This window comes from Shinella sp. R2-11 (assembly GCF_055330205.1).
In genome coordinates this window covers 228,529-251,149 of record NZ_JBVAPC010000004.1, presented here as the reverse complement: position 1 = coordinate 251,149, position 22,621 = coordinate 228,529, and the positions used below count along the sequence as shown (strand labels likewise).

Sequence of the window (22,621 nt, the reverse complement as noted above, 5' to 3'; positions counted from 1 at the left end):
TTACCTCCCTTGCGGCCGCTCGGCGGCCCTGAACTTATTGGGCCGCCAGTTCCATGACCTTGACCTGCGTCGCCTCGGCGCGGTCGAGGATGCCGGTGACGCGGCCCTCGTGCATGACCATGACGCGGTCGCTCATGCCGAGCACTTCCGGCATTTCCGACGAGATCATGACGACGGCGACGCCGTCGCGGGCAAGCTCGGTGACGAAGCGGTGGATTTCCGCCTTGGCGCCGACATCGATGCCGCGCGTCGGCTCGTCGAGGATGAGGATGCGCGGATTGGTGAGCAGCCAGCGGCCGATCAGCACCTTCTGCTGGTTGCCGCCCGAAAGGTTCTCGATCCTTTCGGAAAGGTTCGGCGTCTTGACGCGCAGCTTCCGGCTCATCTCCTCGCAGACCTTGCTCAGCGCGCCCTCCTGGACGAAGCCGTTCTTGACGAACTTGTCCTGCAGCACGGCGATCTGCATGTTCTCCAGAATATCGAGGATCAGGAGACAGCCGGTGTCCTTGCGGTCTTCCGTCAGGAAGGCCATGCGGTGGCGGATCGCCGTGTTCGGGCTGTCGATCGCGACTTCCTTGCCGTTGATCGAGATCGTGCCTGATGTGGCGGGCGTCACGCCGAAGATCGTCTCGGCGACGTTCGAGCGACCCGAGCCGACGAGGCCGGCGAGGCCGAGGATTTCACCGGCGCGCACGTCGAAGGAAACATCGTGGAAGACGCCCTTGAGAGTGAGGTTCTTCACCGACAGGACGACGTCGCCGATCGGCACCTCCTCCTTCGGGAACATCTGGGTGATCTCGCGGCCCACCATCATGCGGATGATGTCGTCGCGCGTCACGTCGGTCGAGGCGTGGGTGCCGATATACTTGCCGTCGCGGAACACCGAGAATTCGTCGGCGATCTCGAACAGCTCGTTCATCTTGTGGGTAATGTAGACGATGCCGATGCCCTGCGAGCGCAGGTCCCGGATGATGGTGAAGAGATGCTCCACCTCGCGCTCGGTCAGCGCCGAGGTCGGCTCGTCCATGATGAGGACATCGCTCTCGTAGGAGACGGCTTTCGCGATCTCGACCATCTGGCGGTTGGCGACGGAGAGGTCGCGCACCTGCGTTTCCGGGTCCATCGCGATGTTGAGGCGCTTGAAGAGCTCGGCCGTCTTGCGGTGCATCTCGCCGTGGTCGACGAAGCCGAAGCGGTTCTTCGGCTCGCGGCGGATCCAGATGTTCTCGGCGACCGTCATGAAGGGCATCAGGTTGAGCTCCTGATGGATCATGGCGATGCCGTTCTCCAGCGCGTCGAGCGGCGATGCGAGCCGGATCTTCTGGCCCTTCAGCAGCACCTCGCCCTGGTCGGGCGTGTAGATGCCGGCGAGAATCTTCATCAGGGTGGACTTGCCGGCGCCGTTCTCGCCCATCAGGGCATGCACGGTGCCGCGCTTCAGCTTGAACTGGACGTCGTCGAGCGCGACGACGCCGGGGAATTCCTTGCGGATGCCTTCCGCGGACAGAAGATAGTCCGCATTCGGAATGGCGCCGCTTGCACGAACCGCGGCCATGGTGGTCGGACTGACCATCGTGTTCCTCCCTCCCGGAGCACCTGAAACGGGTCGGACGCGCGCACGCAGGCGTGCGCGCGTCCATGGCAGTCTAATCGGTTTTCGTTTGCCGGCGAGCCGGTCAGTTCTTCGCCTGGAAGTCGGCGATGTTCGCCGGGGTCACGAGCTGGAAGGGGATGTAGACCTTGGTATCCACCTTCTCGCCCTTGGCGAGCTTCAGCGCGGCGTCGACCGAGCCCTTGCCCTGGCCGGCGGCATCCTGGAACACGGTGGCGTCGAGGTCGCCGGCAGCCATGGCGGCGAGCGCGTCCTGCGTGGCGTCGACACCGGCGACGACGACGCTGTCCATCGAGCGGCCGGCGGCCTTCAGGGCCTGGATCGCGCCAATGGCCATTTCGTCATTGTTGGAGATGACGGCATCGAATTCCACGCCGGCGGAGAGCCAGTTGGTCATCAGGTCCGAGCCCTGCGTGCGCGACCAGTTGGCGGTCTGCTCCTCGACGATCTCGAGGCCCTTGCACTCGTCGGTCGCGATGACGTCCTTGATGTCCTGCGTGCGCATGCGGGCGGCCTGGTTGGACAGCTCGCCCATCATGACGACGACCTTGCCCTTGCCGTTCAGCAGGCGGCAGACTTCCTGGGTTTCCAGCGTGCCGGATTCCTGCTCGTTGGAGGCGACGAAGGCCTGCTTTTCCGGCAGTTCGTTGATGTTGACCGGCTCGCGGTTGACATAGACCAGCGGAATGCCGGCATCGGCGGCGGCCTTGGAGAGCGCGGCGGTCGCGTCGGTATCGACCGGGTTCACGATGATGGCGCTGACGCCCGAGGCGATGAAGTTCTGGACCTGGCTCTGCTGCTTGGCGACGTCGTTCTGGGCGTCCTCGATCTGCAGCTCGACGCCGTCGAGCGTCTTGGCGTAGTCGGACATGCCGTTGCGCAGGACGGTCAGGAAGTTGTCGTCGAACAGCGCCATGGAAACGCCGATCGTTTCGGCATGGGCGGCCGTGGACATCATGACGGCGAGCACCGAACCAAGAATGAATTTTTTCATGTTGTTCTCCTCCTCAACATGGTGTCCGGCGGCACCACAGATCAACCGGATGACCGGCCCTTGCGGGACGGCCCGCCCCTTGCTCCTCCCGGGATGCAAAAGGTCAAAACAGAATAAACAAACCGCGAATTCCGTATTGCGGAATGTTTATTCCATTTTCTGCCCGGGACGTCAAGCCCGTTCCATTTCTGCGATAAGGCAAGGCCCGGGTCCTGGGGAAAAAATACCGGCGGCGGGGCCGCCGGCGTGAGGCTTTTCAGATATTTGCGCTGAGGAACGCGACGCTTTCGGCAACGGCGGCCTTCGGGTCCGCGATGTCGTGGACGGAAGGCGAGAAGGGCTCGAAGGAGAGCGAGCCGGCATAGCCGGCGGCCAGCAGGGCCTTGATCTGGCCGGCATTATCGAGACGGTCCTTCGGGCCGACGAGGACGCGGTGGCCGTCGCGCATGTCGGAAACGGAGACCGCCGGGTCCTCGACGCCGGAAATGTGCACGAGGCCGGTGAGGCCGGCGAAGAGGTCGGGCTCGCCGGCAAGGTGGTGGTGGAACGTATCGTGCACCAGGCGGAACGTCGCTTCGCCGCCGACGGCGCGGATAGCCTCGGCCGCCTCGCGCTTGGAGCGCAGCGAGCAGATCTCGAAGCCGAGCGGCTCGACGAGGCCGACGATGCCGGCGGCGTCGAGCAGGGGTTTCAGGGCCGTCAGCGCGGTGCGCAGGTTCGCCTGCCGCTCGCCGTCGGCCTGGCCGGTGCCGTCGTTCTTCGGCACGAGCACGAGCGCGCGGGCGCCGCAGGCGCTGGCATAGTCGATGAGGTCCTTCGCCTCGGCGGCGCGGGCGGGCGTCCACTCGTTGAAGCGCTGGAGCGCGTTGATCGAGATGATCGTGACGCCGTGGCGCTCGGCGAGCGCCTTCACCTCGGCCGGCGTCGTGCCGTCGAGGATGGCGTTGCCGTCGAGGTCGTTGCGAATCTCCACCGCCTTCATGCCGAGGGAGACGGCAAGGGCGAAGAAGGCGTCCAGCTTGAGGCCGGGGGCCGTCATGTGGTTGAGGGCGAAATCAAGGGGCGGCATGGAATGGGTGTCCTCCGGTCTTCGAGGCCGCCGACAGGGCGGCCTCGCATGCACGCATGAGGATCGGGACGCACTTGACGGGCGTCAAAGCCCAAGGCGCGGCGGGCGCCTTCATCGCTGAGAGATTTGGCCAAGGCGTGATGGAAAACCATCATCCCGGCGTCAGATATTTTCCGGCAGGAGGATGTCGAAGGGTAGGAAGGTCTGCCCCGGAACGGCGTTTCCGCCCTTCTCGATGGCCGTGACCATCAGCGAGACGAGCTCGCGGCAGAGGGCCGGCAGCGGGGTGTTGATCGCCATGGTAACGACGTCGTCGGCAAGGCCGGCCTTCGATTCGGGCGTCAGCTCGTTGACGATGAGCTGGATCCGCCCGGCGTAACCTTCCTCGCGGATCGCCGAGATCGCCCCCTCCATGCCGCCGCCGGCGACATAGAGGCCGACGAGGTCGGGATGCTGGGCGAGAAGGTTCGCCGTCGCCTCGTGGGTGATCTCGCTGGTGTCGAGATTGACCAGCGTGTCCAGCACCTCGAAATCCTGGCCCTTCTCGCGGAAGAAGGAGCGGAAGCCCATCTCGCGCAGCTCGTGGCCGTGGAAGCGGTGGCTGCCGACGAAGATCGCCACCTTGCCCGGCCGTTTCGCGCCCTTGGCGATCATCCAGGCCGCCGTGCGCCCGACCTTCATGTTGTTGAGGCCGATATAGCCCTGCCGCACGTCCATGGCGAAGTCGGAGAGCAGGCAGAACAGCGGCAGGCCGCGGTCCTTCAGTTCCTCCACCATGGCGGTCGTCGCCGGATAGTCCGGCGCGACGACGGCGAGCGCCTGGTTGCGCGCGGAAAGCTGGCGCAGCATCTCCGTCATCGCCGCCGGGGTCTGCGCGTTGATGAAGTCGACCTGCGGCACGATGCGGGCGGTCGTGCAGGCATTGCAGGCGATTTCGATCTCGCGGGCGAAGTTCTGGTAGAAGGCCTGGCTCGGGCGCTGAAGGCTGAAGCCGAGCCGGTATTGCGGCAGGTCCTCGAAGACGCGCTGCCGGATGAGGCCGATGGCATGGTAGCCGATCGCATTGGCCGCCTCGTAGACCCGGCGCGCCGTCTCCTCGCGGACCTTGTGGCGGCCGTTCAGCACCCGGTCGACCGTCGCGACGCTGACGCCGGCGGCCCGGGCGAGATCCGAGATGGTGGGTCTCGATGCCATTTTCCCCTCCCTGAAATCTTTCCATCAAGGACGAATGATAGCGGATGATGGAATTTGATGCATTCTATCATGGCAGGATTGAGAGACGCAAGGAGCGGCGCTATCGTTCGGTCACTGGACGAGGCGTGGAGCGGAAACGCCCCCTCATGGAGGAAACGAGCGATGAAGCCGACGAAGCGGGACTACAGCCTTCTTGGCCGCGATGCCGAGGCCGCCGTTGCCAACGGTCTTGCGGCGGCCGAATGGTACCACACCGAAATCCCCCGCAAGGAGATGAAGGCGCTGATGCAGCGCAGCGACGCCCCGGCGATCCGCGACACCGCGATCTGGCTCGGCTGTCTCGTCGTGTCCGGCGGGCTCGGCGCGTGGTTCTGGGGAACCTGGGCCTGCGTGCCGTTCTTCCTCGTCTATGGCGTGCTCTACGGCTCGGCCTCCGACAGCCGCTGGCACGAATGCGGCCACGGCACGGCCTTCAAGACGATGTGGATGAACAATGCGGTCTACCAGATCGCCTGCTTCATGATCATGCGCAATCCGGTGACCTGGCGCTGGAGCCATACGCGTCACCACACGGATACGGTGATCGTCGGCCGCGACCCGGAAATCGCCGTCATGCGCCCGCCGGATCTTGCGCGCCTCGTGCTGAACTTCTTCGGCCTTCTCGATGCCTGGCATGCCGTCATCGACATGCTGCGCAATGCGGCCGGTGTCATGAGCGCTGCGGAAAAGACCTTCATTCCCGAATCCGAGCAGCCGAAGGCGATCCGCATCGCCCGCATCTGGCTCGCCATCTATGTCGCGACCATCGCCGCCTGCTTCGCGTTCGGCTCGATCCTGCCGGCCATGCTGATCGGCCTGCCGCGGCTCTACGGCGCCTGGCATCATGTGCTGACGGGCCTTCTCCAGCACGGCGGCCTTGCCGACAATGTCATCGACCACCGGCTGAACAGCCGCACGGTCTACATGAACCCGGTCAGCCGCTTCATCTACTGGAACATGAATTACCATGTGGAGCACCACATGTTCCCGATGGTGCCCTACCATGCGCTGCCGAGGCTGCATGCGATGATCAGGCACGACCTGCCGGAACCGAACCCGTCGATGTGGCACGGCTACAGGGAGATGATCCCGGCCTTCCTGCGCCAGCTTCGCAACGAGGACTACTTCCTGAAGCGCGAGCTGCCGCCGACGGCGCGGCCCTACAAGGAAGAACTCCACGCGGAACCGGCCTTTGCTGCCGCCGAATAACCAACAGTCACTGGAGGAGAGACCATGAGCGACACCTGGATCGAGGTCTGCGCGGCGGACGAGATCGACGAGGAGGACGTCATCCGCTTCGACCATGCGGGCCGGACCTTCGCGATCTACCGCAGCCCGGAAGACACCTATCACGCCACGGACGGGCTCTGCACGCACGAGAAGATCCACCTCGCCGACGGCCTCGTGATGGACCACGTCATCGAATGTCCCAAGCACAACGGCCGCTTCAATTACAAGAGCGGCGAGGCGCTGGGCGCGCCGGTCTGCATCGACCTCAAGACCTATCCGGTCAAGGTCGAGGGCGGCACCGTCTTCATCGGTCTCTAGAGCAATTCCAGCAAAGTGTGCAGCGGTTTTGCGTCCGGAATTGCGTAGAAACAAAGAGATAGAGGATATCGCCATGATGAGCTTCGTCATCGTCGGTGCCGGCGAATGCGGCGCCCGCGCGGCCTTCGCGCTGCGCGAAAAGGGCTTCGACGGCGCGATCACCCTGATCGGCAGCGAGACCCATCTGCCTTATGAGCGCCCGCCGCTCTCCAAGGAGGCGCTGGTCGCGGGCGCCGGCCCGAAGCTCGTCGCGGTGGCGGAGCGCTATGTCGAGGCCGGCATCGACCTTCTGCTCGGCCGCACGGTGTCCGAGATCGACCGCGCCGCAAGGCATGTCGTGCTGGGGAACGGCACCGTCGTTGCCTATGACAGGCTGCTGTTGGCCACCGGCGCGCGCCCGCGCGCGCTGCCGGGCACGAAACACGGCGGCCGCATCGCGGCGCTGCGCAGCCATGACGATGCGGCCCGCATCCGCGCGCATCTGGTGGAGGGCAGCCACGTCGCCATTCTCGGCGGCGGCTTCATCGGGCTGGAACTTGCCGCGAGCGCCCGCAAGCTCGGCGCCTCCGTCACGCTGGTCGAGGGCCTGCCGCGCGTGCTGACGCGGGGCGTGCCGCCCGAGATCGCCCAGATCATCGCCGACCGGCACATAGCCGAAGGCGTGGAAATCCTCTGCGGCGCGAAGGTCGCGGGGATCGAGGACCTGCCGGGCGAGGTGCGCATTGCGCTGGAGGATGGCCGCGTCGTTTCCGCAAGCCTCCTCGTCGTCGGTATCGGCGCGGTGCCGAACACGGAACTGGCGGAGGCCGCCGGCCTTGCGGTGGACAACGGCGTTGCCGTCGACGGCCATCTGCGCACCTCCGATCCCGACATTTTTGCTGCGGGAGACTGCACGTCTTATCCGCTCCCCCTTTACGGTGATCGCCGCATCCGCCTCGAATCCTGGCGCAACGCGCAGGAGCAGGGCCAGCTTGCCGCGGCCAACATGCTTGGCGGCGCGGAGGTCCATTCGGCCGTGCCGTGGTTCTGGTCGGACCAGTACGACATGACGCTCCAGATCGCCGGCCTTGCCGACGGCGCGGTGACGACGGTGCGGCGCGAGATGGGCGAGGGGGCCTTCATCCTCTTCCATCTCGACGGCGAGGGCCGGCTGATCGCGGCGAGCGGCATCGGGCCGGGCAGTGCGGTCGCCCGCGACATCCGCCTTGCGGAAATGCTGATCGCCGCCCGCATCCATCCCGACCCGGCAGAACTCGCCGCGCCGGAAACCAAGCTCAAGAAACTGCTCGCCGCCTGAGGAGAACCCCGTGAAGACCAAGAGACCGACCGTCGCCGACCTCCAAGCCATGAAGGGCAAGCGCCAGCTCACCATGCTGCGTGTCGTGACGCTGGAGGAGGCGGAGGCCGCCGAGCAGGCGGGCATCGACCTCGTCTCCGTGCCGCCCGCCCTGCTGGGGCCTGCCTTTCGCGAGGCCGCGCCGACGGTCTTCGCCTTCCCGGGCCTCGAATATGGCGACTTCGTCACCGCCGACGATTACCTGCGCGGCGCCTTCCAGGCGATGAAGGCGGGGGGCGATGCCGTCTATTGCGCGGCCGGCCTTTCGACCGTGCGGCGGCTGCGCGAGGAGGGCATCCCGGTCTGCGGCCATGTCGGCCTCATCCCCTCCAAGGCGACGTGGACGGGCGGTTTTCGCGCCGTCGGCAAGACGGCGGAGAGCGCGCTGGACATCTTCCGGCAGGTCAAGGCGCTGGAGGAAGCGGGAGCCTTCGCGGCCGAGATCGAGGTCGTGCCGGGCGAGGTCGCCGCCGCGATCAGCGCGAAGACGTCGCTCGTCATGCTCTCCATGGGCGCGGGAACCGGCTGCGATGCGCAATATCTCTTCGCCGAGGACGTGCTCGGCCAGAACCGCGGCCACTATCCGCGCCATGCCAAGGTCTACCGCAACTTCGCCGCCGAATACGGCCGGCTGCAGCAGGAGCGCATCGCCGCCTTCCGCGAATATGCCGACGACGTGCGCTCCGGCGCCTATCCTGAGAAGGGCCATCTCGTCGGCATCGAGGCGGCGGAGCTTGCGGCCTTCCTCGAACGGCTCGGTGCGTGAAAGCCGGTTTCCTCGCGGCGGAAAACCGCCTATGTACACGGGCAAAGGCGTGAGGAGACGTTCATGAAATTCATCGATCCCGACCATCCGTTCTACCGTCCGCTCTGGCGGCGGCTGCTTCTGGTCGGGGTCTGCGCCGCATGGACCGGCGTGGAATTCTACAATGGCGAGCAGACCTGGGGCACGGTCTTCCTCATCGTGACCGCCTATGCCTTCGCCAACCTCATCCTCTTCTTCAAGCCCTCCGATCCGGCCGCCAAGCCGCCGGGCGAGGGTGGCGAAACGAAGAACGAAGGCTAGAGGCCGAGGCTCCTTTCCACATTGATCCGCCGGATCGTCTCGTCGATCAGCATGTTGGCGATCTTCATGCGGAGCGTCGCATTGGCGCGAAGCTCGGCCGGGGCGCGGTCGGGATGGTTTTCGCGTGCGAAGCTGCGGCGGCGCGCGGCGAGGTCGTCGATGCCCTCGCGGCCGGTAAGGGCGAGGTCTTCCGCGACCGCTTCCGGCGTGATGCGCAGGAGGTGCTCCGGCACGGGGGCGGGTTCTTCCGGCGGGCTTTCCGGCTCCGGCGGGGCAGGCTCCTCGTAGAGGTCGAGATAGGCGGCGGCGGCCTGCGAGCCGGACATGAAGGCACCCGTCGCGCCGAGGCCGGCAAAGCCGGACGTCAGCCCACGGACAGGGCCGGGGCCTTGCTCTTCCGCTATCTCTTCTTCCGCCTCGCGCGCCTCGGCGCGCAGCCGCTCCAGCACGGATTCGAAAACGGTCATGCCGAACATGGTCTCTCCGATCGATCAGTCCGGCGAAAGCATCCGGCTGCGTTGCAGGATGAGATCATAGAGCAGTTTGGCGCTCGGCGGGAGCGCCCGGCCTTTGACGGAGATGAGGCTGTAGGGCTTGATGTCGATCTCGAAATCCGTGTCGAGGATCCTGATCTCGCCGGCCTGCGCGCCGACATCGGCGACGAAGTCGGCCATGTCGCGGGCCACCGGCGCGATGGCGTTGGAGCCGCAGACGATGGCGGTGGTGAGCAGGATGGACGAGGTGTTGACCACGGTGGAGGGAAGCGGCACGCCGGCGGCGAGGAACAGCTCCTCGATGCGCCGCCGCAGCAGCGTGCCCGAGGGCTGGAACACCCAGTCGTAATGCGGCAGGTCGGCAAGGCCGACGACCGGCTTGTCCGCAAGGGGGTGTCCCTTGCGGACGATGAGACAGGCCTTCTCGATGCCGATCTCCGTGACGTTGAAGAGCCGCGGGTTGAGGTCGTCCGGCACGCGGGCGATGATGAAATCCTGCTGGGCGGCCAGCAGCTCGCGGGCGAGCACGTTGCTCGTCTCCACGCGCACATTCACCTCGATGCCGGGATAGGCGGCGCTGACCTGCTGGATCGCCGGCACGGCAAGGCTGATGGCCGGCGCCGTCACGGAGCCGAGGAAGACCGAGCCGCCGGTGCCGGATTTGAGCGCCGAAAGCTCGCGGTCGACCTCGCGCAGTTCGAGCAGGATGGTGCGGGCGCGGCGCGCGAAGGCCCGGCCGAAGGCGGTGAGGGCGACGCCCCGCGAGACGCGCTCGCAGAGCTGCGCCTTGAGGATCATCTCCATTTCCGTCAGCATGCGCGAGGCGGCGGGCTGGGAGATGTTCAGCGCATCGGCGGCCGCGCTCACCTGCTTGTGCTCCTCGATGGCGACGATCATGCGCAGGTGGCTGAGCTTCAGGCCGCTGCGCAGCAGCGCCACACCCTGCAGGTTGTCGAAGCTCTCGCCGGCAAAAAACTGATCCTCGCTCTCGCCGTGCGAACGCATGGTTTCTCCGATCGGTAAAAAGTAATATATTTCGCTCACTGCATATCAAATTTGATATCGATTTAGAAGCTCATTGCATTTGACAGTTATGGCAATTCGGTAGACCTTGCGCCAATGTGCGCTGGGGTCCTTGGGAGTGGGGATCGGCGGGCTTTTGCCCGGCCGTTTCCAGGCGTCGCCTGAATGCGACCCTGCCGCGCATGGAACAATGCCTGGCTGCAATTACAGCCAGTGCGCACAAGGGAGAGACCTTTCAATGAAAATGATCACTTCGCTTCTCGCCGCCGCTGCCATCAGCGTCGCGTCGTTCGTGGCGCCGTCCTTCGCCCAGGACAAGGGCATGGTCGGCATCTCCATGCCCACCAAGACCTCGACCCGCTGGATCTCTGACGGCGAGACGATGGAAAAGCTGTTCAAGGACGCCGGCTACACGCCGGACCTGCAGTTCGCCGACGACGATATTCCGAACCAGCTCGCCCAGATCGAAAACATGGTCACCAAGGGCGCCAAGGTCCTCGTCATCGGCGCCATCGACGGCACGACGCTTTCCGACATCCTGCAGAAGGCTGCCGATGCCGGCGTCAAGGTCATCGCCTATGACCGCCTGATCCGCGATTCGGGCAATGTCGACTACTACGCCACCTTCGACAACTTCCAGGTCGGCGTCCTGCAGGCCACCAGCCTCGTCGATGGCCTGAAGGCGAAGTTCCCGGACACCAAGCCGTGGAACGTCGAGCTCTTCGGCGGCTCGCCGGACGACAACAACGCCTTCTTCTTCTATGACGGCGCAATGTCGGTCATCCAGCCGCTGGTCGACAGCGGCGACATCGTCATCAAGTCGGGCCAGACCGGCATGGAAACCGTCGGTACGCTGCGCTGGGACGGCGCCGTCGCGCAGGCCCGCATGGAGAACCTGCTCTCCTCGACCTACACCGATGGCCGCGTCGATGGCGTTCTTTCGCCCTATGACGGTCTTTCCATCGGCATCATCTCGGCACTGAAGGGCGTCGGCTACGGCTCGGGCGACCAGCCGATGGCCATCGTCACCGGCCAGGACGCCGAACTCCCCTCCGTCAAGTCGATCCTCGCCGACGAGCAGTACTCGACGGTCTTCAAGGACACGCGCGAACTTGCCAAGGTCACCGTCGGCATGGTCAACGCGATCCTGGAAGGCAAGGAGCCGGAAGTGAACGACACCAAGACCTATGACAACGGCGTCAAGGTCGTTCCGTCCTACCTGCTGAAGCCGGTCGCCGTCGACAAGTCCAATGCCGAGAAGATCCTCGTCGAGGACTCGGCCTACTACACGGCCGACCAGCTCAAGAACTGATCGCTTCCCACATTCCCCGGGGTTCGCGCGTTTCGCGCGAACCCTCTTTTATCCGGATCGCAGAGCGAATAGGCTCGCTTTCGCCGCCGCGAGGTGGCGAACGGCCGCTGGAAACTGGTAAATGAGCAAGACCCTTCTGGAAATGCGTGGCATCACGAAGACGTTCCCGGGCGTGAAAGCGCTCGACAACGTCAACCTGAAGGTCCGCGAAGGCGAAATCCATGCCCTCGTGGGCGAGAATGGCGCCGGCAAGTCCACCCTCATGAAAGTGTTGAGCGGCGTCTATCCCGCCGGCTCCTACGAGGGCGAAATCCATTTCGACGGCGAGGTTCGCCGCTTCTCCACGATCTCCGACAGCGAGCATCTGGGCATCATCATCATCCATCAGGAGCTGGCGCTGGTGCCGCTGCTCTCGATCGCCGAAAACATCTTCCTCGGCAACGAGGTCGCGACCAACGGCATCATCGACTGGAAGCAGGCGTTCCGCCGCACGCAGGAACTGCTCGACAAGGTCGGCCTCAGGGAGCCGCCGGGCACGCTGATCACGGACATCGGCGTCGGCAAGCAGCAGCTCGTCGAGATCGCCAAGGCGCTGTCGAAGAAGGTGCGCCTGCTCATCCTGGACGAGCCGACGGCCTCGCTCAACGAGAAGGATTCCGACGCGCTCCTGAAGCTGCTCACGGAATTCCGTACGCAGGGCATGACCTCGATCATCATCTCGCACAAGCTGAACGAGATCAAAAAGGTCGCCGACCAGATCACCATCCTGCGCGACGGCGGCACGGTGGAGACGCTGGACTGCCACAACGAGGACATCTCGGAAGACCGCATCATCAAGGGCATGGTCGGCCGCGAGATGGAAGACCGCTACCCCCCGCGCGAGCCGAAGATCGGCGAGACGCTGCTGGAGGTGAAGAACTGGAACGTCTTCCACCAGCACCACCGCGACCGGCAGTTCCTGCACGACGTGAGCTTCACGGTGCGTGCCGGCGAGGTGGTCGGCATTGCCGGCCTCATGGGGGCAGGGCGCACCGAGACGGCGATGAGCCTCTTCGGCAGGAGCTGGGGCCACAAGATCACCGGCGACGTCGCCATGCGCGGAAAGCCCGTCGACGTCAGCACGATCCCGAAGGCCATCGACGCCGGCCTTGCCTATGTGACGGAAGACCGCAAGCATCTCGGTCTCGTACTCATCGACAATATCATGCACAACACGACGCTCGCCAACCTCAATGCCGTCGCCAGTAGCGGCGTGATCAACGGTCATGAGGAGCGCAAGGTCGCGAGCGATTATCGCTCGAGGCTGCGCATCCGTTCCCACTCGATCTATCAGGAGACGGTCAATCTTTCTGGCGGTAACCAGCAGAAGGTGGTGTTGTCGAAGTGGCTCTTCACCGATCCGGACGTTTTGATCCTTGATGAACCCACGCGCGGCATCGATGTCGGCGCGAAGTATGAAATCTATAGCATAATCAATCAGCTTGCTACGGAAGGAAAAGGAATTCTGATGATTTCGTCAGAAATGCCCGAACTTCTGGGAACCTGCGATCGCGTCTACGTCATGAACGAAGGGCGCATCGTCGCAGAACTTTCCAAAGCAGAAGCGAGCCAGGAATCCATCATGCGCGCCATCATGCGCTCCGGGGAGAAACACTAATGGTCACCGAAACCAGCGTTGCAGCCGCTGCCCCCTCTCTCGGCGCTTATCTGAGAAACAATATCCGCGACTACGGTCTTCTGATCGCATTGGTCGTTATCATGATCTTCTTCCAGATCATTACGGGAGGCGTGCTCTTCCGGCCGGTTAACATCACCAATCTCGTTCTACAGAATTCCTTCATCGTCATTATGGCGCTGGGTATGCTGTTGATCATCGTGGCCGGGCATATTGACCTGTCTGTAGGATCGATTGTCGCCCTTACCGGCGGACTGTCGGCTATCATGCTGGTCAAGTGGGGTGTTCATTATTCCATCGTGGTCCCGCTATGCCTTGTGCTCGGGGGTGTCGTCGGCGCGGCTCAAGGATACTGGGTCGCGTACCAGAAGGTCCCGTCCTTTATCGTGACGCTTGCCGGGATGCTCGTTTTCCGAGGCCTGACTTACGTCATTCTGCAGAACCGGCCAGTCGGGCCTTTTCCGAAGGATTTTCAGCTGCTTTCGACAGGTTTCGTTCCGGACCTGCTCGGTTTCCTGACGCCCTTCTCCTTCTCTGCGCCGTGGCTCCAGTTTCAGCAGCCCCTGATGACTGGTGACGGATGGCAGTTGCAGTGGCCTAGTCCGCAGTTCGTTTTTGCAGAGTGGACGATCAACAATCTCTTTGCGTTGGTTGTCGTCCTCATCGCCGTTGCGTTTATGGTTTATAGTGGTCTGCGTTCTCGCGCCGTAAATCGGAGCCACAATACCGAGAACGAGCCGCTGAGCTTCTTCGTGCTTCAAATGGTCATCATCGGCGCAGTCGCGATTTTCCTTGGCTTCCAGCTTTCGACCTATCGCGGTTTTCCCAATGTGCTGATCGTGATGGCGTTGCTGATTGCGCTCTATACCTTCGTCACCACGCGTACGACTATCGGCCGGCGCATCTACGCCATGGGCGGCAACGAGAAAGCGGCGAAGCTCTCGGGTATCAACACCGAGCGGCTGACCTTCTACACCTTCGTCAACATGGGCGCACTTGCGGCGCTCGCCGGCATGATCATCGCGGCCCGCCTCAACTCGGCGACGCCGAAGGCCGGCGTCGGCTTCGAGCTGGACGTCATCGCGGCCTGCTTCATCGGCGGTGCCTCGGCCTCGGGCGGCGTCGGCAAGATCACCGGCGCGGTCATCGGCGCCTTCATCATGGGCGTGATGAACAACGGCATGTCGATCATGGGCCTTGGCATCGACTACCAGCAGCTCGTCAAGGGCCTGGTGCTGCTCGCTGCCGTGTTCTTCGACGTCTACAACAAGAACAAGGGCTGACCGGGTAACCGGCCGGCCGCCCCATCGCAAGCGTGTTTGACCGGCCGCCGGCGCGGCCAGAGCGGGGACCTTCGTCCGCCGCAAGTGCGGAGCTCGGCTTGCTGCCGGCTTCAGGAAGGAAACGAAGATGCTGATATCGCAGGTAGGTAACGCCGATGGCTCGATCATGGTGGTCGTGCGCGAGGAGGGCGGCAGGGGCCGTGCGGTGAAGGGCGCGGAGAGCGTTCACGCGCTGGCCATGGAAGCGGCCAATGGCGGACAATCGCTGAAGGCCGTCATCGACGCGAAAGGTCTCGGCGCGGAGGTCGATCTCGAAGCGGCCTATGCCGAGGGCCGGCTGCTGCCGCCGATCACCCATCCCGATGCCGCGCACCTCCACCTGACCGGCACGGGCCTGACCCATCTCGGCTCGGCCGCCACGCGCGATTCCATGCACAAGAAGACGGCGGAAGCGGCCGAGGAGACGTTGACGGACTCGATGAAGATGTTCCGCATGGGCCTTGAGAACGGCAAGCCGAAGGCCGGCGAGAAGGGCGTGCAGCCCGAATGGTTCTACAAGGGCAACGGTACGCAGGCCGTCGCGCCCGGCGCGGCGCTGACCTCGCCCTCCTTCGCGCTCGACGGCGGCGAGGAGCCGGAAATGGCCGGCATCTACGTCATCGCCGCGGACGGCTCGCCCTTCCGCATCGGCTTTGCCGTGTCGAACGAGTTCTCCGACCATGTGACGGAGCGGATCAACTATCTCTATCTCGCCCATTCCAAGCTGCGGCAGGCGAGCTTCGGCCCGGAAATCCGTATCGGCGCGGCGCCGGAGGATATCCGTGGCTTCTCGCGCATCCTGCGCGCCGGCAAGGTGCTGTGGGAAAAGCCGTTCGTCTCGGGCGAGGCGAACATGTCGCATAGCTTCGCCAATCTCGAATACCATCATTTCAAATATGGCCTGTTCCGTTCGCCGGGCGACGTGCATGTGCACATGTTCGGCACGGCGACGCTGTCCTTCGGCGACGGCATCCGCACGGAAGAGGGCGACGTGTTCGAGATCGGCGCGGAAGGCTTCGGTTTGCCCCTGCGCAATCCGCTGGCCATCGCCGCGGAAGAAGAAATCGTCATTCGGCAATTGTAATTCCGGTCGCGGCCCGGTTTTATCGGGCCGCATCATGACAGACAGGAGGCTTGTCGAGCCCATGACCATCCACCAGAACCTGATTGCCGGCGAATGGGTCGGCTCCGAGGCGATCAAGAACGTCAATCCGTCCAATACCGACGACGTTGTGGGCGAATATGCCCGCGCCTCCGCCGACGACACGAAGGCGGCGATTGCCGCCGCCAAGGCGGCCTTCCCCGCCTGGTCGCGCTCCGGCATCCTGGAGCGCCACGCGATCCTGAGGAAGACCGCCGACGAAATCCTCGCCCGCAAGGACGAGCTCGGCCGGCTGCTCTCGCGCGAGGAGGGCAAGACGCTGGCCGAGGGCATCGGCGAGACGGTGCGCGCCGGCCAGATCTTCGATTTCTTCGCAGGCGAGTGCCTTCGCCTTGCCGGCGAGACGCTGCCTTCGGTGCGCCCGAATATCGGCGTCGAGATCACCCGCGAACCGGTCGGCGTCGTCGGCATCATCACGCCGTGGAACTTCCCCATCGCCATTCCCGCCTGGAAGATCGCGCCGGCGCTCTGCTACGGCAACACGGTCGTCTTCAAGCCGGCCGAGCTGGTGCCGGGTTGCTCCTGGGCCATCGTCGACATCCTCGTGCGCGCCGGCCTGCCGAAGGGCGTGCTCAACCTCGTCATGGGCAAGGGTTCGGTCGTCGGCCAGACGATGCTCGACAGTCCCGACGTTCACGCCATCACCTTCACCGGCTCCACGGGCACCGGCAAGCGCGTCGCTGCCGCCTCCGTCGAGCATAATCGCAAGTACCAGCTCGAAATGGGCGGCAAGAACCCCTTCGTCGTGCTCGACGACGCGGATCTCACCGTCGCGGTGGAAGCCGCCGTCAACTCGGCCTTCTTCTCCACCGGCCAGCGCTGCACGGCCTCCTCGCGCGTCATCGTGACGGAAGGCATCCACGACCGCTTCGTCGCCGCCGTCGGCGAGCGGCTGAAGAGCGTGGTGGTGGACGACGCGCTGAAGGCCGGCACGCATATCGGCCCGGTCGTCGACCAGAGCCAGTTGAAGCAGGACACCGACTATATCGAGATCGGCAGGCAGGAAGGTGCGAAGCTCGCCTTCGGCGGCGAGCTCCTCAAGCGCGACACGCCCGGCTTCTATCTTTCGCCCGCGCTCTTCACCGAGGCGACGAACGACATGCGCATCTCGCGCGAGGAGATCTTCGGCCCGGTCGCCGCGGTCATCCGCGTCAAGGACTACGAGGAAGCGCTGGCCGTCGCCAACGATACCCCGTTCGGCCTTTCCTCGGGCATCGCGACGACGAGCCTCAAGCACGCCACCCACTTCAAGCGCAATGCCGAGGCCGGCATGGTCATGGTGAACCTGCCGACGGCGGGTGTCGACTTCCATGTGCCCTTCGGCGGCCGCAAGGGCTCGTCCTACGGCTCGCGCGAGCAGGGCAAGTACGCCAACGAGTTCTACACGACCGTGAAGACGGCCTATACGCTCGCCTGAGCCGGCGGACGATCGTCGTTTTTCCCGGGCGCGGTCTTCGGATCGCGCCCGGACTGTTTCGATACGGTACCCTTCGAAACCCTTCATTTGCCTTGATGAAGGCCTGCTGCCGCGATGCGGGAACAATCGCCAAGTGCTCAACCTTCCGTTTCCAGATGCCGGCCCAATCCCGGGCCGGGGCTGAGTGGAGGTTCCCATGTTCACAGCATCACGTGCAGTGTCGATCCCGAAGCTTTCGGCCGTGCTTGTTGCGGCGGTACTTGCCGTTCCGGTCTGCGCGCAGGCGCAGCAGAGGAGCGGGACCAATGTCGGCGTCGGCGTCAGCCTGGGCAGCGTAAAGGCGGGCGTCGGGGCGACGGTCGGCGGCAGCAGGGGGCTGGCGAGCGCCAATGTCGGCGCGAGCGTCGGCGGCTCGAAGGGCGTCAATGCCGGCGTCAATGCGAATGTCGCCGGCTCGCGCGGCCTCGTCGATTCAAACGTCACCGCATCCGTCGGCGGCAGCGGCGGCGTGAATGCCCGCACGACGGCGACGGTCGGCGGCGCGAACGGGCTGGTCGACGCGAATGTCCGCGCCGGTGTCGGTACGCTCGATGCCAATGTCGATGCGACCGTCGGCGGCGGCAGCCTGCTCGATGCGAATATCGGCATCGGCACGGGCGGCGGCCTGACCCCGGGCGGCCGGAGCGTCATCCGCGAGTTCGCGCAAATGCCCGAGAGCGAACGCATGCAGCTCGTCAAGCGCTGCCGCGGCGTCACCAGCGGCGGCTACGACGCGGCGCTGGTCAAGCTCTGCCGCCTGCTCCGGACGGCATCCCGCTAGAGTTTGTCAGGGAAAAGTGGAACCCGGTTTTCCCGACAAGACAAACTCCAGGCCAGAAGGAGGCGGCGGCCGGGCGGCCGCCGCCTCAGCTCTGGCTTTGCGACTGGCTCTGGCTTGCCGTCGGCGCCACGGTGATGGAAACGTTCATCGTCTCCGCCGTCTTGCCGAGGACCATGCCGGAAACCGGGGCGGCGTCCTTGTAGTCGAGGCCCGTCGCAAGGCGGACATAGCGCGCGTCCGGGCAGATCTTGTTCGCCGCGTCGAAGCCCACCCAGCCGAGGCCCGCCAGGTGCACCTCCGCCCAGGCATGGCTTGCCGTCTGGTCGGGCTCGTCCATCAGGAGGTAGCCCGAGACATAGCGCGCCGGAAGCCCGAGATGGCGCGCCGCCGAGAGGAAGATGTGGGCGTAGTCCTGGCAGACGCCCTGCTTCTTTTCCAGCGCCTGCTCGGCCGTGGTGTCCGGCGCGGTCTCGCCCGGCCTGTAGGCGACGGCCTCGTGCAGCATCGCCATCAGGTCGTGCATGCGGGCCAGCTCGTTCTCGCCGCTCGATGCCCTGGCCATGTCGCGGATCAGCTTGCCGGGCCGGGTCAGCGGCGTTTCGCGCAGATAGAGCCAGAGCGGCACGAAGCCCTGGTGCGGGCCGAAGACGCCCGCGCGGTCCTCGGTCTCCACCTCTCCCTCGGCGACGATGCGGATCTTCACCTGTTCGGCATTGGTGCTGACGAGATCGACATGGTTGCCGAAATGGTCGGTATAGCCCGCCTCGACATGGGCGCCGTCGACGGTGGTCTTCCATTCGCGCACGGTCTGGCCGGGCTGGCTCCTCGGCGTCAGGCGCAGCCGTTGCAGGGAATATTGCACCGGGTCGTCATAGCGGTATTCGGTCGTGTGGCTGATCTTCAGTCGCATCCTGCGTCCCCAGCCTAGCGATAGAAACGATAGCCGTCGGAGATTTCCTCCCCGAGGCGGTTGTTGTGCACGATGAACTCCTCGAGGAATTCGTGGAGGCCCTGTTCCATGACGTCGTGGATGTTGCGGCTTCTCAGCAGCATCAGCGTCGAGGACGCCGTCTCGTGCGCCGCGTGGTTCTCGCCGTAGAGCTTGGCGAGATAGCCGAGATTGCTGACCAGCTTGTCGTAGCTGTAGGCAAGCGAGCGCGGCATGCGGTCGTTGAGGATCAGGAAATCGGCGATGTTGGCGGGCGAATAGTCCCCGTCATAGACCCAGCTATAGGAGCGATGCGCCGAGACCGAGCGCAGGATCGATTCCCATTGCTTGTTGTCGAGCGAGGAGCCGACCTTGGCGATGGCCGGCAGCAGCACGTAGTATTTCACGTCGAGGATGCGCGCGGTGTTGTCGGCGCGCTCGATGAAGGTGCCCATGCGCGAGAAATTGTAGATGTCGTCGCGCAGCATCGTGCCGTGGAAGGCGCCGCGGATGAGGCCGGTGCTGCGCTTGATCATGTCGATGATCGCCGGCATGTCGGCCGGCTTGGCGCGCTTGGCGAGAACCTGCTTCAGCTCGATCCAGCATTCGTTGGTCGCTTCCCAGGTCTCGCGGGTCAGCGCCGTGCGCACCATGCGGGCATTGTTGCGCGCCGCCTCGATGCAGGACATGACGCTCGACGGGTTGGAGTGGTCGCGCAGCAGGTAGTCGATGGCGTCGGCGCTCGTCAGCCTGTCGTGCGCGGCGTCGAAATCCTCGCGCACGCCGGCGCTTTGCAGGACGCCGTCCCAGTCCTCGTCGGAGGAGCCGGAGCGCGTTAGCGCCATGCGCAGGCCCGCGTCGATGAGGCGGGCGATGTTCTCGCCCCGCTCGATATAGCGGAACATCCAGTAGAGGCCGTTTGCAGTTCTTCCCAGCATCGGCTCAGTCCTCCAGAACCCAGGTGTCCTTCGTGCCGCCGCCCTGGCTGGAATTGACCACCAGCGAGCCTTCCTTCAGCGCCACGCGGGTCAGCCCGCCGGGAATGATCTGCACCTTGTCGGAAACGAGCACATAGGGCCGAAGATCGACATGCCGGGGCGCGATGCCCTTGTTGACGAGGATCGGGACCGTGGAGAGGGAGAGCGTCGGCTGGGCGATGTAGTTCGTCGGCCGGGCCTTCAACTTCTCGGCGAAGGCCGCGCATTCCTTCCTGGAGGCGGTCGGGCCGACGAGCATGCCGTAGCCGCCCGAGCCGTGCACTTCCTTGACGACGAGTTCGCTCAGATGCTCCAGCACGTATTTCAGGCTGTCCTCCTCCGAGCAGCGCCAGGTCGGGACGTTCTCCAGGATGGCCTTGCGGCCCGTATAGAACTCGACGATCTCGGGCATGTAGGAATAGATCGCCTTGTCGTCGGAAATGCCGGTGCCGGGGGCGTTGGCGATGGTGATGTTGCCGGCCTTGTAGACGTCCATGATGCCGGGGATGCCGAGCGCGGAATCCGGCCGGAAGGTCATGGGGTCGAGGAAGTCGTCGTCGACGCGGCGGTAGAGGACGTCGATGGCCTCGTAGCCGCGGGTGGTGCGCATCTTCACCTTGCCGTCGACGACGCGCAGGTCCGAGCCCTCCACCAGCTCCACGCCCATCATGTCGGCGAGGAAGGCGTGCTCGTAATAGGCGGAGTTGAAGATGCCGGGCGTCAGCACCGCGACGCGCGGCTTGCCGGAACAGCCGGGCGGGGCGAGGGAAGCAAGGCTCTGGCGCAGCAGTTTCGGATAGTCCTCGACCGGGCGCACCTTGTTGAGGTGGAACAGCTCCGGGAACATCTGCATCATGGTTTCCCGGTTCTCCAGCATGTAGCTGACGCCGGAGGGGGTGCGGGCATTGTCCTCCAGCACGTAGAACTGGTCCTCGCCGGTGCGCACGATGTCGGTGCCGACGATGTGGGTATAGACGCCGCCCGGCGGCTTGAAGCCGATCATCTGCGGCAGGAACGCCTCGTTGCGCTCGATCAGCTCGCGCGGGATGCGGCCCGCCTTGATGATCTCCTGCTTGTGATAGATGTCGTCGAGGAAGGCGTTGAGGGCGATGACCCGCTGCTCGATGCCCTGGGCGAGCTTGCGCCACTCCCGGCCGGAGATGATGCGCGGTATGATATCGAAGGGGATGAGCTTTTCGGAACTGTCGGCGTGCCCGTAGACCGCGAAGGTGATGCCGGTTTTGCGAAAGAGGTTCTCGGCGTCCCTCGATTTGGCGATCAGGCGGGCCCGATCCTGTGCTTCGTACCATTCATGGTAGTTCTGGTATGGCTGCCGCGCACCGGAGTCCGCGTTCATCATTTCATCAAATGCCAAAGGCGTGTTCCCCATTTTTCGTCATTTGAGTACAACATTCCCGGCAATGCAAGAACCATGCTCAATTAGCGATCAAGAATTCTCATACCGCTTTGAGGCATGTAAAACCGGCCATCGCGACGGTTTCCGCCGGCAAGGCATCCGGCGAAGCGCATCCGGGTGACCCATGCCTGCCGAAAACATGGGCAGGTGCCGAAAGACTGTTCGTTCCGCTTTTCCCTGAACCTAAGCATCAAGGAAATTCCTTTGACCATCATCGGCGCGATGCCTATCGCTCGCGCACCGATTGTCCCCTTCGCGGAAAGCCCATGTCCCTCGACCGCCTGGCCCCGGCCATCTTCGTCCTGCTCTGGTCCACCGGCTGGGTCGTTGCCAAGTTCGGCGCCATCGTCTCCGAGCCGCTGACCTTCCTCAGCATCCGCTACGTGACGGCGGCCATCCTGTTTGCCGTACTCTGTCTCGTTTCGGGGGCCGCATGGCCGCGCGACATGCGCACCGTCCTGCACGCCGTCGTCTCCGGCGCCTTCCTGCACGGCATCTATCTCGGCGCGGTCTGGTGGGCGATCGGCCAGGGCGTGCCGGCGGCGCTGTCCTCGATCATCGCCGCCCTCCAGCCGTTGATGACGGCGCTGGCGGCACCGTTCTTCATCGGGGAAAGGCTGGGCAAGTCACAGAAGCTCGGGCTCTGTCTCGGTTTTCTCGGGGTGCTGATCGCCGTCCTGCCGAAGTTCTTCGGCCATGGCGCGGCGGAGATCCCGGCCCTCGCCATCGTCGTCAACATGCTGGGCATGGCGGCCGTCACCTACGGCACGATCTACCAGAAGCAGCACCTGCATACCGGTGACATCCGCACCATCGCGACGCTGCAATATGTCGGCGCGCTGGTCGTCACCGTCCCCATCGCGTTCGGCCTGGAAAACCTGCATGTCGATTTCGGCTTCGCCTTCGTCGCGCTGCTCGCCTGGTCGGTGCTCGGCATTTCCGTGGGGGCGATCCTGCTGCTGCTCTATCTCCTGCGCCGTGGCCAGGTCTCCCGCGCCGCCTCGCTCATCTACCTCGTCCCGCCCATCGCCGCCCTTCAGGCCGCCGCCGTCTTCGGGGAGGAGCTGACGGTTCCGATGATCCTCGGGACGGCCATCGTCGTGGTGGGGGTCTACCTCACGAACCGCAAGGACGTCGCACCGGCGGAGTGAGGGGGCGGCTCCCGCAACCTTCCTGCAAACAAAAACGGCGGGCCGAAGCCCGCCGTTTCCGCATT

The 22,621-nt window shown here is 64.6% G+C and carries 21 protein-coding genes; 12 read left to right on the top strand and 9 right to left on the bottom strand.

From position 1 onward, the window contains the following. Positions 1 to 34: 34 nt before the first annotated feature. From ACZ1A1_RS13060 to ACZ1A1_RS13045, 4 genes are all read right to left on the bottom strand, one after another. Complete coding sequence (locus ACZ1A1_RS13060) at positions 35 to 1,573, bottom strand: sugar ABC transporter ATP-binding protein (protein WP_415214704.1); 1,539 nt, start codon at positions 1,571 to 1,573, stop codon at positions 35 to 37. A 103-nt stretch (positions 1,574 to 1,676) separates the two neighbouring features. After that, complete coding sequence (locus tag ACZ1A1_RS13055; protein WP_463620281.1) at positions 1,677 to 2,606, bottom strand: sugar ABC transporter substrate-binding protein; 930 nt, start codon at positions 2,604 to 2,606, stop codon at positions 1,677 to 1,679. A 256-nt stretch (positions 2,607 to 2,862) separates the two neighbouring features. Beyond that, positions 2,863 to 3,675: a TIM barrel protein gene (locus tag ACZ1A1_RS13050; RefSeq protein ID WP_463620280.1), complete on the bottom strand. Its 813-nt coding sequence runs from the start codon at positions 3,673 to 3,675 to the stop codon at positions 2,863 to 2,865. A gap of 162 nt (positions 3,676 to 3,837) precedes the next feature. After that, the gene (locus ACZ1A1_RS13045) at positions 3,838 to 4,869 is read right to left on the bottom strand and encodes a LacI family DNA-binding transcriptional regulator (RefSeq protein WP_234186604.1); all 1,032 of its coding nucleotides are present in this window, start codon (positions 4,867 to 4,869) and stop codon (positions 3,838 to 3,840) included. 162 nt (positions 4,870 to 5,031) lie between these two features. On the opposite strand from ACZ1A1_RS13045, the gene ACZ1A1_RS13040 reads away from it, so the two are divergent. From ACZ1A1_RS13040 to ACZ1A1_RS13020, 5 genes are all read left to right on the top strand, one after another. After that, positions 5,032 to 6,117: a fatty acid desaturase family protein gene (locus ACZ1A1_RS13040; protein WP_463620279.1), complete on the top strand. Its 1,086-nt coding sequence runs from the start codon at positions 5,032 to 5,034 to the stop codon at positions 6,115 to 6,117. 24 nt (positions 6,118 to 6,141) lie between these two features. Next, on the top strand, positions 6,142 to 6,456 hold the full coding sequence (locus tag ACZ1A1_RS13035; protein WP_119256909.1) for a MocE family 2Fe-2S type ferredoxin: 315 nt from the start codon (positions 6,142 to 6,144) through the stop codon (positions 6,454 to 6,456). A gap of 73 nt (positions 6,457 to 6,529) precedes the next feature. Beyond that, positions 6,530 to 7,753: an NAD(P)/FAD-dependent oxidoreductase gene (locus ACZ1A1_RS13030; RefSeq protein WP_463620278.1), complete on the top strand. Its 1,224-nt coding sequence runs from the start codon at positions 6,530 to 6,532 to the stop codon at positions 7,751 to 7,753. A 10-nt stretch (positions 7,754 to 7,763) separates the two neighbouring features. Next, on the top strand, positions 7,764 to 8,558 hold the full coding sequence (locus tag ACZ1A1_RS13025; protein WP_463620277.1) for a 3-methyl-2-oxobutanoate hydroxymethyltransferase: 795 nt from the start codon (positions 7,764 to 7,766) through the stop codon (positions 8,556 to 8,558). Positions 8,559 to 8,621: 63 nt separating this feature from the next. After that, on the top strand, positions 8,622 to 8,858 hold the full coding sequence (locus tag ACZ1A1_RS13020; protein WP_460928402.1) for a hypothetical protein: 237 nt from the start codon (positions 8,622 to 8,624) through the stop codon (positions 8,856 to 8,858). Here the strand turns inward: ACZ1A1_RS13020 and ACZ1A1_RS13015 are convergent. Together ACZ1A1_RS13015 and ACZ1A1_RS13010 are read right to left on the bottom strand one after the other, a co-directional pair. Continuing rightward, the gene (locus ACZ1A1_RS13015) at positions 8,855 to 9,325 is read right to left on the bottom strand and encodes a hypothetical protein (RefSeq protein WP_463620276.1); all 471 of its coding nucleotides are present in this window, start codon (positions 9,323 to 9,325) and stop codon (positions 8,855 to 8,857) included. The two genes, ACZ1A1_RS13020 and ACZ1A1_RS13015, sit on opposite strands and share 4 nt — an antisense overlap. A gap of 24 nt (positions 9,326 to 9,349) precedes the next feature. Beyond that, positions 9,350 to 10,357, bottom strand: coding sequence for a LysR family transcriptional regulator (locus ACZ1A1_RS13010; RefSeq protein ID WP_313193575.1), 1,008 nt, complete (start codon positions 10,355 to 10,357; stop codon positions 9,350 to 9,352). Positions 10,358 to 10,613: 256 nt separating this feature from the next. On the opposite strand from ACZ1A1_RS13010, the gene chvE reads away from it, so the two are divergent. From chvE to ACZ1A1_RS12980, 6 genes are all read left to right on the top strand, one after another. Further along, on the top strand, positions 10,614 to 11,687 hold the full coding sequence (gene chvE, locus ACZ1A1_RS13005) for a multiple monosaccharide ABC transporter substrate-binding protein (RefSeq protein ID WP_463620275.1): 1,074 nt from the start codon (positions 10,614 to 10,616) through the stop codon (positions 11,685 to 11,687). A 121-nt stretch (positions 11,688 to 11,808) separates the two neighbouring features. Beyond that, positions 11,809 to 13,344 carry a multiple monosaccharide ABC transporter ATP-binding protein gene (mmsA, locus tag ACZ1A1_RS13000; protein ID WP_463620274.1) on the top strand — a complete coding sequence of 512 codons (1,536 nt, stop codon included), beginning with the start codon at positions 11,809 to 11,811 and terminating at the stop codon, positions 13,342 to 13,344. Then, positions 13,344 to 14,645: a multiple monosaccharide ABC transporter permease gene (gene mmsB / locus ACZ1A1_RS12995; protein ID WP_463620273.1), complete on the top strand. Its 1,302-nt coding sequence runs from the start codon at positions 13,344 to 13,346 to the stop codon at positions 14,643 to 14,645. Before mmsA ends, mmsB begins: the two co-directional genes overlap by 1 nt. 127 nt (positions 14,646 to 14,772) lie before the next feature. Further along, entirely contained in the window at positions 14,773 to 15,768 is a 996-nt protein-coding gene (gene araD1, locus ACZ1A1_RS12990) for an AraD1 family protein (RefSeq protein WP_463620272.1), read from the top strand. A 61-nt stretch (positions 15,769 to 15,829) separates the two neighbouring features. Beyond that, positions 15,830 to 17,263 (top strand): aldehyde dehydrogenase family protein, encoded by a 1,434-nt coding sequence (locus ACZ1A1_RS12985; RefSeq protein WP_463620418.1) that lies wholly within the window; start codon positions 15,830 to 15,832, stop codon positions 17,261 to 17,263. A 196-nt stretch (positions 17,264 to 17,459) separates the two neighbouring features. Beyond that, positions 17,460 to 18,083: a hypothetical protein gene (locus ACZ1A1_RS12980; protein WP_463620271.1), complete on the top strand. Its 624-nt coding sequence runs from the start codon at positions 17,460 to 17,462 to the stop codon at positions 18,081 to 18,083. A gap of 85 nt (positions 18,084 to 18,168) precedes the next feature. Here ACZ1A1_RS12980 and ACZ1A1_RS12975 read toward each other — a convergent pair whose 3' ends face one another. The 3 genes from ACZ1A1_RS12975 to ACZ1A1_RS12965 are packed head-to-tail and all read right to left on the bottom strand — an operon-like array spanning position 18,169 to position 21,348. Then, positions 18,169 to 18,993 carry a transglutaminase family protein gene (locus ACZ1A1_RS12975; RefSeq protein WP_463620270.1) on the bottom strand — a complete coding sequence of 275 codons (825 nt, stop codon included), beginning with the start codon at positions 18,991 to 18,993 and terminating at the stop codon, positions 18,169 to 18,171. A 14-nt stretch (positions 18,994 to 19,007) separates the two neighbouring features. Then, positions 19,008 to 19,949, bottom strand: a complete 942-nt coding sequence (locus ACZ1A1_RS12970; RefSeq protein ID WP_463620269.1) for an alpha-E domain-containing protein — start codon at positions 19,947 to 19,949, stop codon at positions 19,008 to 19,010. Positions 19,950 to 19,953: 4 nt separating this feature from the next. Then, positions 19,954 to 21,348, bottom strand: coding sequence for a circularly permuted type 2 ATP-grasp protein (locus ACZ1A1_RS12965; protein ID WP_313193566.1), 1,395 nt, complete (start codon positions 21,346 to 21,348; stop codon positions 19,954 to 19,956). Between the two features lie 323 nt (positions 21,349 to 21,671). Here ACZ1A1_RS12965 and ACZ1A1_RS12960 point away from each other — a divergent pair, with 323 nt between their 5' ends. Continuing rightward, the gene (locus ACZ1A1_RS12960; RefSeq protein ID WP_463620268.1) at positions 21,672 to 22,556 is read left to right on the top strand and encodes a DMT family transporter; all 885 of its coding nucleotides are present in this window, start codon (positions 21,672 to 21,674) and stop codon (positions 22,554 to 22,556) included. The last annotated feature ends 65 nt before the right edge of the window (positions 22,557 to 22,621 follow it).